11 protein-coding genes are annotated in these 12,954 nt (G+C 71.4%); 5 read left to right on the top strand and 6 right to left on the bottom strand.

All coding sequences use genetic code 11. The features are described from left to right. Positions 1-212: 212 nt before the first annotated feature. Positions 213-2,228: a putative bifunctional diguanylate cyclase/phosphodiesterase gene (locus KAK03_RS17355; RefSeq protein WP_210855683.1), complete on the top strand. Its 2,016-nt coding sequence runs from the start codon at positions 213-215 to the stop codon at positions 2,226-2,228. Here the strand turns inward: KAK03_RS17355 and KAK03_RS17350 are convergent. The 6 genes from KAK03_RS17350 to KAK03_RS17325 are packed head-to-tail and all read right to left on the bottom strand — an operon-like array spanning position 2,218 to position 9,382. Continuing rightward, positions 2,218-2,616, bottom strand: coding sequence for a RidA family protein (locus tag KAK03_RS17350; RefSeq protein ID WP_210855681.1), 399 nt, complete (start codon positions 2,614-2,616; stop codon positions 2,218-2,220). The two genes, KAK03_RS17355 and KAK03_RS17350, sit on opposite strands and share 11 nt — an antisense overlap. Continuing rightward, entirely contained in the window at positions 2,613-4,229 is a 1,617-nt protein-coding gene (locus tag KAK03_RS17345; protein WP_210855679.1) for an AMP-binding protein, read from the bottom strand. The genes KAK03_RS17350 and KAK03_RS17345 overlap by 4 nt, the downstream gene beginning before the upstream one ends. Further along, the gene (locus tag KAK03_RS17340; protein ID WP_210855677.1) at positions 4,226-5,392 is read right to left on the bottom strand and encodes an acyl-CoA dehydrogenase family protein; all 1,167 of its coding nucleotides are present in this window, start codon (positions 5,390-5,392) and stop codon (positions 4,226-4,228) included. Before KAK03_RS17340 ends, KAK03_RS17345 begins: the two co-directional genes overlap by 4 nt. A gap of 3 nt (positions 5,393-5,395) precedes the next feature. Then, a complete protein-coding gene (locus tag KAK03_RS17335) occupies positions 5,396-6,259 on the bottom strand; it encodes an enoyl-CoA hydratase family protein (RefSeq protein ID WP_210855674.1) in 864 nt (287 codons plus the stop codon). Positions 6,260-6,269: 10 nt separating this feature from the next. Further along, positions 6,270-7,025 (bottom strand): SDR family NAD(P)-dependent oxidoreductase, encoded by a 756-nt coding sequence (locus tag KAK03_RS17330; RefSeq protein ID WP_210855672.1) that lies wholly within the window; start codon positions 7,023-7,025, stop codon positions 6,270-6,272. Then, entirely contained in the window at positions 7,025-9,382 is a 2,358-nt protein-coding gene (locus tag KAK03_RS17325; RefSeq protein WP_210855671.1) for a bifunctional salicylyl-CoA 5-hydroxylase/oxidoreductase, read from the bottom strand. The genes KAK03_RS17330 and KAK03_RS17325 overlap by 1 nt, the downstream gene beginning before the upstream one ends. 86 nt (positions 9,383-9,468) lie before the next feature. Between KAK03_RS17325 and KAK03_RS17320 the strand changes: the two genes are divergently transcribed. The 4 genes from KAK03_RS17320 to kynA are packed head-to-tail and all read left to right on the top strand — an operon-like array spanning position 9,469 to position 12,824. Next, complete coding sequence (locus KAK03_RS17320; RefSeq protein WP_210855668.1) at positions 9,469-9,963, top strand: MarR family winged helix-turn-helix transcriptional regulator; 495 nt, start codon at positions 9,469-9,471, stop codon at positions 9,961-9,963. 59 nt (positions 9,964-10,022) lie between these two features. Beyond that, a complete protein-coding gene (gene kynB / locus KAK03_RS17315; protein WP_210855666.1) occupies positions 10,023-10,643 on the top strand; it encodes an arylformamidase in 621 nt (206 codons plus the stop codon). Positions 10,644-10,659: 16 nt separating this feature from the next. Continuing rightward, positions 10,660-11,958: a kynureninase gene (gene kynU, locus KAK03_RS17310; protein ID WP_210855664.1), complete on the top strand. Its 1,299-nt coding sequence runs from the start codon at positions 10,660-10,662 to the stop codon at positions 11,956-11,958. Then, the gene (gene kynA / locus KAK03_RS17305) at positions 11,955-12,824 is read left to right on the top strand and encodes a tryptophan 2,3-dioxygenase (RefSeq protein WP_210855662.1); all 870 of its coding nucleotides are present in this window, start codon (positions 11,955-11,957) and stop codon (positions 12,822-12,824) included. The genes kynU and kynA overlap by 4 nt, the downstream gene beginning before the upstream one ends. Positions 12,825-12,954 lie beyond the last annotated feature (130 nt).

The following is a 12,954-nucleotide window of genomic DNA, read 5'->3' as shown; positions in this document are numbered from 1 at the left end:
AACGGACACCCAGTGATGTGACCCTCCACCGTGAACCGGCGTTTCGACGCCCCGCCAGGGGCGTCACAACGCCAACGGACACCCAGTGATGTGACCCTCCACCGTGAACCGGCGTTTCGACGCCCCGCCAGGGGCGTCACAACGCCAACGAACACCTCTCGACGCCGGGTGCGCGCCCTACAGCCCCGGTCCGCACAACCGATACTCGCTTGATGAAGTGGCCGATCCAGTCGATCCGGGGCACGGTGCTGCTGGGCATCGTGGCGGGCGTGCTGCTGCCGGCCTTGCTGCTGCTGGCGCTGGACCAGTGGCAGTCGCGCGATGCGCTGCGCCAGCAGGCGCAGCGTGACCGCTCGGCGACGCTGACGCTGGCCGCCACCCGCCTGACGCTGCCGGCCTGGTCGCTGGACGTGTCGGCGCTGCACGCCATCCAGGGTGAGCTGCTGCGGCTGCCGGCGGTGTGTGTGGTCGAGGTCTCCGAGCTGCAACCCCCGGGCACCGAAGGCCATGGCGTGCCGCCGCTGGTTCGCGAGCAGGGTTGCCAGGCCGACACCGTCGCCGCCTGGCTGGACACCGAGCTGACCTACGAGGGCCAGCACGTGGGTCGCCTGCGCGTGGGCTTCGACGACAGCGAGATCGAACGGCAGCTGGCCCAGCGCCGCGCCTCGCTGGCCACGCTGGTGGCGATCCAGGTGCTGGTGGGCATGGCGGTGCTGGCGGCCGTGCTGTCGGCGCGGCTGCTGCGGCCGATCGGCCGTCTGAAGGCGCAGGCCGGGCAACTCGCCGCGCGCGAACCCTTGCCGCCGCAGGAATGGTCGACCAACGATGAGCTCGGCCAGCTCGGGCAGCACCTCAACACCGTGCATGCACAGATCCGCAGCCTGATCGAGGAGCTGGAGGGCAAGAACGAGCAGCTGCACCGCATGGCCATGTTCGACCACCTGACGGGCCTGCCCAACCGCACGCTGATGCGCGAGCTGTTCGCCCGCGAGGCGGCCCGGGCGCGCCGGGTGGGCGGCCAGCTGGGTCTGATGTTCATCGACCTGGACCACTTCAAGCAGGTCAACGACCGCTGGGGGCATGCCGCCGGCGACGAGCTGCTGGTGCACGCCGCTGCCCGCATCCGCTCGGCCCTGCGCGAATCGGACCTGGTCTGCCGCGTCAGCGGCGACGAGTTCATGGCGCTGTTCGACACCCAGCGCGACAGCCAGACCGCCACGCTGGCCGCGCAGCGCGTGGTGGCGGCACTGGCGCAGCCGCTGCACCTGCCTGCGGCCGACGAGCCGGTGCGTGTGGGCGCCAGCATCGGCTACGCGCTGTTCCCGCACGACGGCGAGGACTTCGAGGCGCTGTGCCGTGCCGCCGACGTGGCGATGTACCGCAGCAAGGAGCAGGGCCGCGGCCGCGGCACCGCCTACCACGCCGACATGGACGCGCTGCTGCGCCAGCGGATGGACCTGGAGCGCGCGCTGCGCACCGCCATCGAGCAGCAGCAGCTGCGCCTGCACTACCAGCCGGTGGTCGATGCGCGCACCGGCCAGGTGGTCGGCGGCGAAGCGCTGGTGCGCTGGCAGCACCCTGAGCGCGGGCTGCTGATGCCCGATGCCTTCATCGGCGTGGCCGAGAGCTCGGGCCTGGTGCGCCCGCTGGGGGCCTGGGTGCTGCGTGCCGCGGCGGCGCAGCTGGCACGCTGGCATGCCATGGGCCTGGGCGGGCTGCAGATCTCGATCAACGTCTCGGCACTGCAGTTGCGCGAGGCGGAGTTCGTCGAGTCGGTGCGCACCGAGATCGATCGCTACGGTCTGCGCCCGGGCAGCCTGACGCTGGAACTGACCGAGAGCACGCTGCTCGACGACAGCGAGGGCGCGCTGCGGGCGGTCGCTGCACTGCGCCACAGCGGCGTGATGCTGGCGGTGGACGACTTCGGCACCGGCTACTCCTCACTGGCGGCGCTGAAGCTGGTGCGACCCGACCGCTTGAAGATCGACCGCGGCTTCGTGCGTGACCTGCCGGCCGCGGCCGACGACGCAGCGCTGATCGAGGCGATGTTCGGCATGGCCCGGGCGCTGGAGATCGAGGTCATCGCCGAGGGCGTGGAAACCGCGGCCCAGCGCGACTGGCTGGCGATGCGCGGCGGCCACCTGCAACAGGGCTGGCTGTGGTCGAAGGCGGTACCGCCGGAGGACTTCGTCGCGGCGGTCGAGCAGCACCGCCGGGCTAGCCGATGACGGCAGTCACCTCGATCTCCACCTTGGCCCGGTCCTCGATCAGGGCGGCCACCTGCACCGCGGTCATCGCGATGCCGAACTCGCGGCCCAGCACCTCGCGGTAGGCGCGGCCGATGTCGGCGGCGCGGGCCAGGTAGTCGCGCTTGTCGGTCAGGTACCAGGTCATGCGGCAGATGTGTTCGGGGCCGGCGCCGGCCTCGGCCAGCAGCGCACGCACGTTCAGCAGCGCCTGGCGCACCTGGTCGACCAGGTCATCGCTCTCGAAGACGCTGTCGGCGTTCCAGCCGATCTGGCCGGCCACGAAGATGGTGCGGCCGCTGGCGGCCACGCCGTTCGCATAGCCCTTGGGCGCCGCCCAGCCCACGGGTTGCAGCACGGTCTTGCTCATTGCGGATCCTTCAGCTTGAAGCGTTGCAGCTTGCCGGTCTGGGTGCGCGGCAGGCTGGCGCGGAACTCCACGGCCCGCGGGTACTTGTAGGGGGCGATCGACTGCTTGACGTGGTCCTGCAGCGCCTGGGCCATCTCGGCACTCTCGACCTGGCCAGGCCGCAGCACCACATAGGCCTTGACGATCTGGCCGCGCTCCTCGTCGGGCACGCCGATCACCGCGCATTCGGCCACCGCCGGGTGCAGCATCAGCGCCTCTTCCACCTCGGGGCTGGCGATGTTGTAGCCGGCCGAGATGATCATGTCGTCGGTGCGCGCCTGGTAGAAGAAGTAGCCGTCGGCGTCCATCAGGTAGGCGTCGCCGGTGAGGTTCCAGCCGTCCTTGACGTAGCCGGCCTGGCGCTCGTCATCCAGGTAGCGGCAACCGGTGGGGCCCTGCACCGCCAGCTTGCCCACCACGCCGGGCGGGCAGGTGCGGCCGGCCTCGTCGATCACCTTGGCGCGGTAGCCGGGGATCGCGCGGCCGGTGGCGCCGGGGCGGCTGTGGGCCTCATCGGCCGAGATGAAGATGTGCAGCATCTCGGTGGCGCCGATGCCGTCGATCAGCTCGATGCCGGTGGCCTCCTTCCACTGCGCGCGGGTGGCCGCGGGCAGCGCCTCGCCGGCCGACACGCACTGGCGCAGCGGCGTCTTGCGCAGCTCGTGGCCGCGGGCCGCCAGCGTGCGGTAGGAGGTGGGCGCGGTGAACAGCGTGGTGGCGCCAAAGGCCTGGATGGCCTCCAGCAGCTGCGGCGGGCCGGCCTTCTCCAGCAGCACCGTGCTGGCACCCACCGTCATCGGGAACAGCAGCAGGCCGCCCAGGCCGAAGGTGAAGGCCAGCGGCGGGCTGCCGATGAAGACGTCGTCGGGCTGCGGACGCAGGATGTGGCGCGGGAAGCAGGCGCAGGCGGCCATCACGTCGCGGTGGAAATGCATCGTCGCCTTGGGCACGCCGGTGGTGCCCGAGGTGAAGGCGAAGATGCAGCAATCGTCGGCCGCGGTGTCGACGTTGTCGAAGTGGCCGCTGTGGCGCGCCATGGCCGCTTCCAGCCCATCGGGGCTGTCCGCGTTGAAGTGGCGCACCGCGCGCAGCACCGGCACCTCGGGCCGGGCCAGCGCCAGCTCCTCGGCCAGTTGGGCGTCGCACAGCGCATGCGTGACCTGGCCCTTGTCGATGATGGCCTTGAGCTCCTTGGCCCGCAGCAGGGGCATCGTCGCCACCGCGATGCCGCCGGCCTTGATGACGCCGAACCAGCAGGCCGCCAGCATTGGGTTGTTCGGCGCACGCAGCAGCACACGGTTGCCCGGCACCAGGCCCATGTCCTGGACCAGCACCTGGGCAATGCGGTTGGCCTGGTCCTGCAGGTCGGCGTAGGTCCAGACCAGACCGCCCGGGGCACGGATCACCACCCGGTTTCCGCGGCCTTCGGCCACGTGACGGTCGAGCAGCTCGGTGGCGCAGTTCAGGCGCTCGGGAAACTGCAGCTCGGGCAGCTCGAACAGGAAGGCGGGCTGCGCCTCGGGCGCGGGCAGGTGGTCGCGCGCAAACGTGTCGACATGGCCGCTGCGGATCATGCACTCACCTCCTTCAGCAGTTCGCGGGCGATGATGAGTTGCTGCACCTCGGTCGCCCCTTCGTAGATGCGCAGCGAGCGGATCTCGCGGTACAGGCGCTCCACCGGCTGCTCGCTGACCACGCCCAGCCCACCCCACAGCTGCACCGCGGCGTCGATCACCTGCTGCGCGCCTTCGGTGGCCACCATCTTGGCCATCGCGGCCTCGCGGGTGACGTTGCGGCCCTGGTCGCGCTGCCAGGCGGCGCGGTAGGTCAGCAGCGCGGCCGAGTCGATGGTGGTGGCCATCTGCGCCAGCCTGGCCTGGGTCAGCTGGAAGTCGGCCAGCACGCCGCCGAACATCCGACGCGTGGTGGCCCGCTGCAGGCCTTCGTCCAGCGCCCGACGGGCAAAGCCCAGCGCCGCCGCCGCCACCGAAGTGCGGAAGACATCCAGCGTGCGCATCGCCACCTTGAAGCCCTCGCCCGGGGCGCCGATGCGGGCACTGGCCGGCACGCGGCAGGCCGTGAAGCGCAGCCGCGCCAGCGGGTGCGGCGCGATGACCTCGATGCGCTCGGCGATCTCGAAGCCGGGCGTGCCGGCCGGCACGATGAAGGCGCTGATGCCTCGCGCGCCGGGCGCCTCGCCGGTGCGGGCGAAGACCACATAGACATCGGCGATGCCGCCATTGCTGATCCAGGTCTTCTCGCCGTCAATCACATAGTGGTCGCCATCCGCGCGGGCAGCGCAGGCCAGCGCCGCCACATCGGAGCCGGCCTCGGACTCGGACAGCGCGAAGGCGCTGATCGCCTCGCCGGCGGCCACCTTCGGCAGCCAGGCGGCGCGCTGCTCGGCCGAGCCGGCCAGGCTGATCGCGCCGGAGCCCAGGCCCTGCATCGCGAAGGCGAAGTCGGCCAGGCCGGCGTGGCGCGCCAGCGTCTCGCGGATCAGGCAGATGCTGCGGGTGTCGATCACCTCGGCGGCCCCGCCATGCGAGGTGCCGCCCACGGCATGGCGCAGCCAGCCCGCGGCGCCCAGCGATTTCACCAACGCGCGGCATTCGGCGTCGACATCCGGGCCATGCGCGTGCGCGAGGTTCACCTGCGCCCAACGATCCAGCTCGCGCGCCAGCTGGCGGTGGCGGTCCTCCAGGAACGGCCAATCAAGGTAGGCGGTGTCGGCCATGGTTCAGTTCCCCTGGAAAACCGGCTTCTGCTTCGCGGCAAAGGCCTCGTAGGCGCGCCGGAAGTCGTTGGTCAGCATGCACAGCGCCTGGGCCTGGGCCTCCGCCTCGATCGCCTGGTCCACGGTCATCGCCCACTCCTGGTGGAGCATGGTCTTGGTGATGCCGTTGGCGAAGGTGGGCCCCTCGCACAGGCTGGCGGCCAGCGCCTGGGCGTCGGCCAGCAGCGCCTCGGGCGCCACCAGGCGGTTCAGCCAGCCCCAGCGTTCGCCTTCCTCGCCGCCCAGTGCGCGGCCGCTGTAGAGCAGCTCGCTGGCGCGGCCCTGGCCGACGATGCGCGGCAGGATGGCGCAGGCCCCCATGTCGCAGCCCGCCAGGCCCACCCGGTTGAACAGGAAGGCGGTCTTGCTGCGCGCGGTGCCCAGGCGCAGGTCCGAGGCCATCGCCATGATCGCGCCGGCGCCCGCGCAGACGCCGTCGAGCGCCGCGACGATGGGCTGCGGGCAGGCGCGCATCGCCGCCACCAGGTCGCCGGTCATGCGCGTGAACATCAGCAGCTCGGGCGCGGCCAGGCGCACCAGCGGGCCGATGATCTCGTGCACATCGCCGCCCGAACAGAAGTTGTCGCCAGCGCCCGCCAGCACCACCGCGTGGATGTCACTGGCGTACTTCAGCGCCCGGAACAGGTCGCGCAGCTCGGCATAGCTCTCGAAGGTCAGCGGGTTCTTGCGCTCCGGGCGGTTGAGCGTGATGGTGGCCACGGCGCCCTGCACGTCCCAGCGGAAGTGGGTGGCGGCGTAACCGGCCAGTGCGCGGCGGTTGCCGGCGAGCAGGCCGGGGTCGATGTCGGTGGAGGTCGTGTTGCTCATGGTCGGTCTTTCACATGACTTCGCCGCCGCTGACGGAGATGCATTGGCCGGTGATCGCGCTGGCGCCGTCTCCCAGCAGCCAGCGCACCGCGTCGGCCACTTCGGCGGGCTGCACCAGGCGGCGCTGCGGGTTGCTGGCGGCGAACTCGGCGCGCGCCTGCTCGGGCGTGCGGCCGGTCTTGGCCACCACGTTGGCCACGCTTTCCAGCAGGATGTCGGTCTCGGTGTAGCCGGGGCACACCGCGTTGACGGTGATGCCGGTGGGCGCCAGCTCCAGCGCCATCGAGCGCGTCAGGCCCACCACGCCGTGCTTGGCGGCGGTGTAGGCGGCGACATAGGCATAGCCACGCTGGCCGGCGGTGCTGGCGATGTTGACGATGCGCCCATGGCCGGCGCTGCGCAGGTCGGCCAGCGCAGCGCGGCTGCACAGGAAGCTGCCGGTCAGGTTGACCGCCAGCATGCGCTGCCACAGCTCGGTGGAGGTGCGGTGCAGCGGCGCGCTCTCGGCCTGGCCGGCGTTGTTGACCAGGCCCCAGACCGGGCCCAGTGCCGCGCGGGCGCCGTCGAACGCCGCCTGCACCTGGGCCTCGTCGGCCACGTCGGCCGCGGCGCAGTGATGGCGGCCGGGCAGCGAGGCGGCCAGCGCCTGCAGGCTGTCCAGCCGACGGCCGAGCAGCGTGAGCCGGTGGCCGTCGGCAGCCAGCGTCCGCGCGATCGCCGCGCCAATGCCGCGCGCCGCGCCGGTGATGACGATGTGCTGGCTCATCACTTCTGTGCCTGCGCCGCGCGCAGCGCCAGCGCTTCCATCTGCGACTTGCCCGACACCAGCTGCTTTGGCCAGGCGATCGGCGTGTGGCCAATGCGCGCTGCCTCGGCCAGGGTCCAGGCCGGGTTGGCCAGGTGCGGGCGGCCCACGGCGCACAGGTCGGCGCGGCCGGCGGCGATGATCGAATTGACGTGGTCGGCTTCGCTGATCGCGCCCACCGCCATCGTGGCGATGCCCGCCTCCTGGCGGATGCGGTCGGCGAACGGCGTCTGGTACATGCGGCCGTAGGTGGGCTTCTGGTCGGGCGAGACCTGGCCGGAGGACACGTCGATCAGGTCGGCCCCCGCCGCCTTGAAGGCGCGCGCCACCTCCACCGCATCGGCCGGCGTGAGGCCGCCATCCACCCAGTCGTGGGCCGAGATGCGCACCGACATCGGCCGGTCCGCCGGCCAGGCGCCGCGCACCGCCGCACACACCTCCAGCGGATAGCGCAACCGGTTGGCCAGCGAGCCGCCGTACTCGTCGTCGCGGTGGTTGGTCAGCGGCGAGATGAAGCTGGACAGCAGGTAGCCGTGCGCGCAGTGCAGTTCCAGCCAGTCGAAGCCGGCCTCGGCGGCGCGGCCGGCGGCGGCGATGAAGTCGGTCTTGACGCGGTCCATGTCGGCGCGGCTCATCGCGCGCGGCACCTGGCCATCCGGCAGGTAGGGCCGGGCGCTGGCGGCCAGCAGGCCCCAGTTCCCGTCGGGCAGCGACCGGTCCATGCCAGCGCCCTGCCAGGGCACGCAGGTCGAGCCCTTGGGGCCGGCGTGGCCGATCTGCACGCCGATCGCGGCGTCGCTGTTCGCATGCACCCACTGCACGATGCGGCCCCAGGCCTGCGCCTGGGCGTCGTTCCACAGGCCCGGGCAGCCGGGGGTGATGCGCGCCTCGGGGCTGGTGCAGGTCATCTCGGCCATCACCAGCGCGGCGCCGCCCAGCGCGCGGGCGCCCAGGTGGACCAGGTGGTAGTCGCCCACCACGCCGTCCACCGCGCTGTACTGGGCCATCGGCGAGACCACCACGCGGTTCTTCAGCCGCAGGTCGCGCACGCGCCACGGCGTGAACATCGGCGGCACGGGCTTCAGCGCCGCTGGCTGCAGCGTTGCCGGCTGCGCGGCGCCGCCCGCCAGTGCCGCCTGGGCGCGCTCGGCGAACCAGCGCTCGTAGCCTTCCAGCCAGCCGGCATCGCGCAGGCGCAGGTTCTCGTGGCTGATGCGCTGGCTGCGCGTCAGCATGGAGTACATGAACTGCTCGGGCTCGAGCTGGTCGCAGTAGCGCGCACCGCAGACCTCGAACCATTCCATCGCGTTCCAGGCGGCGTTCTGGATGCGCAGGGTCTCGATGCTGCGCGCCGCCTGGTAGCTGGCCAGCACCGCGCCGGTCTGCGCGGGGTCGTCGCCCAGCAGCTTGAACTGCCGCACCAGCTCGATCGCATCCTCCAGCGCCAGCTTGGTGCCCGAGCCGATCGCGAAATGCGCGGTGTGCACGGCGTCGCCCATCAGCACGACGTGGCTGCCGTGGCGGTTCTTCAGCCACCACTGCTCGCAGACCACGCGCTGGAAGTTCAGCCACGCCGAGCCGCGCAGGTGGCGCGCGTTGCTCAGCAGCTTCTCGCCCTGCAGGTTGTCGGCGAACAGGCGCTCGCAGAAGGCGATCGAGTCGGCCGGGTCGGCCTTGTCCAGGCCGTGCGCCAGCCAGACGTGTTCGGGGCACTCGACGATGAAGGTGCTGGTCGTGTCGTCGAACTTGTAGATGTGGGCCTGGAACCAGCCGTGCTCGGTGCGCTGGAAATCAAAGGTGAAGGCGTCGTAGAGGCGCTGGGTGCCCAGCCAGATGTAGCGGTTGGGGCGCACCACGATGTCGGGGCGGAAGACCTCGGCGTACTGGCTGCGCACCCGGGAATTGATGCCGTCGCTGGCGATGACCAGGTCGGCGTCGGGATAGTCGAGGTCGGACTCGGCCTCGGTCTCGAACACCAGCTCCACCCCCAGCGCCTCGCAGCGCGCCTGCAGGATGTTGAGCAGCTTCTTGCGGCCGATGCCCACGAAGCCATGGCCGCCGGAGCGGATCGTGCGGCCCTTGAACAGCAGCTCGATGTCGTCCCAGTGGTTGAAGGCCTGCTGGATCTCGTCGGCGGTCACCGCGTCCCACTGGCGCATGTTGTCCATCGTGGCATCGGAGAAGACCACGCCCCAGCCGAAGGTGTCGTAGGGCCGGTTGCGCTCGACCACCTGGATCTGGTGCGCCGGGTTGAGCTGCTTCATCAGCAGTGCGAAGTACAGGCCGGCGGGGCCGCCGCCGATGCAGACGATCTTCATGCGCTCGTTCCTCCGAATGCGGGTTTTAGTTTAGTCCTAAAGCTTTAGAACTGAAGTAAATTAAAACCCTGAGAGGTCTGCCACCCATGAAGAACCCTGCCCTCGACGAGCACCAGATCGGCCTGGAAGCCCGTGCCGACGCCGACGACCACCTGGCCGTGCGCACCTGGCTGCGCCTGCTGTCGCTGACCACCCAGGTGGAGCAGGAGATCCGCACCCGGCTGCGCGAGCGCTTCGGCACCACGCTGGCGCGCTTCGACTACCTGGCGCAGCTGGAACGCCACCCCGACGGCCTGCGCATGAGCGCGCTGTCGCGCTACCTGATGGTGACCGGTGGCAACGTCACCGGCCTGACCACGCAGCTGGAGGGCGAGGGCCTGGTGGAGCGCCAGCCCGACCCCGAGGACGGCCGGTCCTGGCGCGTGCGCCTGAGCGAGCAGGGCCGACGCGACTTCGCCGCGATGGCGGTGGAGCATGAGCAGTGGGTGCGCGCGCTGTTCGACGGCGTGCCGGTGCGCGACCAGCAGCGCCTCTACGAGTTGCTGGGCCAGTTGCGCCACCACCTGGCGCGCCCGGCCTGAGCCGCCGTTGGAAATAACCGACACCACGCCGCCCCGAATCGCCTTAGCGTGCCGCCCCCATGAGCCTGATCGACATCTCGCCCACCGTCCATGCCGACGCCCCGATCTTCCCCGGCGACGAGCCCTATGCCCTGCGCTGGACCGCCCGCCTGGGCCCCGGCTGCCCGGTCAACCTGAGCGCGCTGACGCTGTCGCCGCACATCGGCGCGCACGCCGACGCGCCGCTGCACTACGCCCACGATGCGCCTGCGATCGACCAGGTGCCGCTGGACGCGTACCTCGGCCCCTGCCGGGTGATCCACGCCATCGGCTGCGGACCGCTGATCACCATCGAACACCTGCGCCACGCCGAATCCGGCCTGCCGCCGCGTGTGCTGGTGCGCACCTGCGAGCGCGCCGACACGGTCTGGAACCCCGACTTCAGTGCCTATGCCCCCGAGGCGCTGGCCTGGCTGGCCGAACGCGGCGTGCGGCTGGTGGGCATCGACACGCCCTCGGTGGACCCGGCCGACAGCAAGACCCTGGACGCCCACCAGGTGCTGCGCCGCCATGACCTGCGGGTGCTGGAGAACCTGGTGCTCGACGCCGTGCCCGCGGGCGACTACGAGCTGATCGCGCTGCCGCTGAAGCTGGCCGGCGCCTGCGCCTCGCCGGTGCGTGCCGTGCTGCGGCCCCTGTGACCCTGGAGACCTGCCGATGACCGAACCGATCACCCGCGCCACCTGCGCCGCGCACGATGCGGCCGACCCGCTGGCCCCGCTGCGCGCGCAGTTCGCGCTGCCCGAGGGCGTCAACTACCTGGACGGCAACTCGCTGGGCGTGCTGCCGGCGGCCACCGCTGCGCGCGTGCAGCAGGTGGTGACCGACGAATGGGGCAGCGGCCTGATCCGCAGCTGGAACACCGCCGGCTGGATCACCCTGCCGCAGCGCGTGGGCGACAAGATCGGCCGCCTGGTGGGGGCGAAGTCCGGCGAGCTGGTGGTGGCCGATTCCACCTCGGTCAACCTGTTCAAGGTGCTCAGCGCCGCCGCGCAGATCGCCCGTGCCGACGACCCGGCGCGCACGGTGATCGTCTCCGAGCGCAGCAACTTCCCCACCGACCTCTACATCGCCGAGTCGGTGGCGGCGCAGCACGGCATGACGCTGGAGCTGCTGGACATCGACGCCATCCCGGCGCGCCTCGGCCCGGACGCGGCGGTGCTGATGCTCACCCAGGTCAACTACCGCAGCGGCCGCATGGCCGACATGGCCGCCGTCACCGCCCAGGCGCACGCCGCCGGCGCGCTGATGCTGTGGGACCTGGCGCACTCGGCCGGCGCGGTGCCGGTGGACCTCAACGGCGCCAACGCCGACTTCGCCGTGGGCTGCGGCTACAAGTACCTCAACGGCGGCCCCGGCGCCCCCGCCTTCTGCTGGGTGCACCCGCGCCACGCCGAGCGCTTCTGGCAGCCGCTGTCGGGCTGGATGGGCCACGCCGCGCCCTTCGTCTTCGAGCCCGGCTACCGGCCGGCGCCGGGCATCGGCCGCTTTCTGTGTGGCACGCCGCCGATCATCGGCATGAGCGCGCTGGAGTGCGGCGTCGACACCCTGCTGGCCGCCGAGCCGCTGGGTGGCATGGCGGCGCTGCGCGCCAAGTCGGTGGCGCTGTCCGAGCTGTTCATCGCGCTGGTGCGCCAGCGCCTGGGCGGCAGCGGCCTGACGATCCACACGCCGCTGGACGCCGCGCAGCGCGGCAGCCAGGTCTCGCTGGGCGTGCCCCCGGACGGCTCGATCGACGGCTACGCGGTGATGCAGGCCCTGATCGACCGCGGCGTGATCGGCGACTACCGCGCCGGCGACGGCACGGCCGCCGAGCCCCACCTGCTGCGCTTCGGCTTCACGCCGCTGTACACCCGTTTCGTCGACGTCTTCGACGCCATCGACGCGCTGGCCGACATCCTGGCCCGCGCCAGCTGGCGCGAGGCCCGCTTCATGCACAAGGGAGCCGTGACATGACCTGCCCGTACCACAGCGAACCGGCCGCGCCGCGCGGCGAAGCCATCGTCGCCACCGAGGGCGCGCAGCTCGATTTCGCCGGCGACATGAGCTATGGCGACTACCTGCAGCTCGACGCCGTGCTGAACGCGCAGAAGCCGCTGTCGCCCGACCACAACGAGATGCTCTTCATCGTCCAGCACCAGACCTCGGAGCTGTGGATGAAGCTGATGCTGCACGAGCTGCGTGCGGCCGTCGGCGCGATCGCCCGTGACGAGCTGCCCCCCGCCTTCAAGATGCTGGCGCGGGTCTCGAAGATCATGGAGCAGCTGGTGCACGCCTGGGACGTGCTGGCGACGATGACGCCGCCCGAGTACTCGGCGATCCGCCCCTACCTGGGCCACTCCAGCGGCTTCCAGAGCTGGCAGTACCGCTGCATCGAGTTCTCGCTGGGCAACAAGAACGCGGCCATGCTCAAGCCGCATGCCCACCGGCCGGACCTGCTGGCCATCGTCGAAACCGCCTGGCGCGCCCCGGGCCTGTACGACGAGGCGCTGCGGCTGCTGGCCCGGCGCGGCCTCCCGGTTCCCGCCAGCCACCTGGAGCGCGACTGGACCCTGCCCTACAGCCCGTCGGACGCGGTGGAGCAGGCCTGGCTGACGGTCTACCGCGACCCGTCCGCCCACTGGGATCTGTACCAGCTGGGCGAGGAGCTGACCGACCTGGAGGACGCCTTCCGCCTGTGGCGCTTCCGCCACCTGACCACCGTCGAGCGGGTGATCGGCTTCAAGCGCGGCACCGGCGGCACCGGCGGCATCAGCTACCTGCGCCAGATGCTGGACACCGTGCTGTTCCCGGAAATCTGGCGCTTGCGCACCGAACTGTGACCGCGTCCCCGGACTGTGGCTGAATTCAGCCGCTGATCCGGGCGTACGGTCGCCCAGACTGGGCTATGCTTTCCGCAGAGGACGGCCGAAGCAGTTGTGCGGCCGTCCACACTGCATGGACACACCAGGC

This window comes from Ideonella alba (assembly GCF_018069845.1).
Taxonomy (GTDB): Bacteria; Pseudomonadota; Gammaproteobacteria; order Burkholderiales; family Burkholderiaceae_C; genus Ideonella; species Ideonella alba.
This window is presented reverse-complemented; position numbering and strand designations above follow the sequence as displayed.

What these genes read in the sequence shown, in the direction of transcription:
- KAK03_RS17350 (WP_210855681.1), bottom strand. Translation starts at nt 2,616, where the DNA reads ATGAGCAAGACCGTGCTGCAACCCGTGGGCTGGGCGGCGCCCAAGGGC.
- KAK03_RS17355 (WP_210855683.1), top strand. Translation starts at nt 213, where the DNA reads ATGAAGTGGCCGATCCAGTCGATCCGGGGCACGGTGCTGCTGGGCATC.
- kynA (WP_210855662.1), top strand. Translation starts at nt 11,955, where the DNA reads ATGACCTGCCCGTACCACAGCGAACCGGCCGCGCCGCGCGGCGAAGCC.
- KAK03_RS17335 (WP_210855674.1), bottom strand. Translation starts at nt 6,259, where the DNA reads ATGAGCAACACGACCTCCACCGACATCGACCCCGGCCTGCTCGCCGGC.
- KAK03_RS17345 (WP_210855679.1), bottom strand. Translation starts at nt 4,229, where the DNA reads ATGATCCGCAGCGGCCATGTCGACACGTTTGCGCGCGACCACCTGCCC.
- kynU (WP_210855664.1), top strand. Translation starts at nt 10,660, where the DNA reads ATGACCGAACCGATCACCCGCGCCACCTGCGCCGCGCACGATGCGGCC.
- KAK03_RS17340 (WP_210855677.1), bottom strand. Translation starts at nt 5,392, where the DNA reads ATGGCCGACACCGCCTACCTTGATTGGCCGTTCCTGGAGGACCGCCAC.
- KAK03_RS17320 (WP_210855668.1), top strand. Translation starts at nt 9,469, where the DNA reads ATGAAGAACCCTGCCCTCGACGAGCACCAGATCGGCCTGGAAGCCCGT.
- KAK03_RS17325 (WP_210855671.1), bottom strand. Translation starts at nt 9,382, where the DNA reads ATGAAGATCGTCTGCATCGGCGGCGGCCCCGCCGGCCTGTACTTCGCA.
- KAK03_RS17330 (WP_210855672.1), bottom strand. Translation starts at nt 7,025, where the DNA reads ATGAGCCAGCACATCGTCATCACCGGCGCGGCGCGCGGCATTGGCGCG.
- kynB (WP_210855666.1), top strand. Translation starts at nt 10,023, where the DNA reads ATGAGCCTGATCGACATCTCGCCCACCGTCCATGCCGACGCCCCGATC.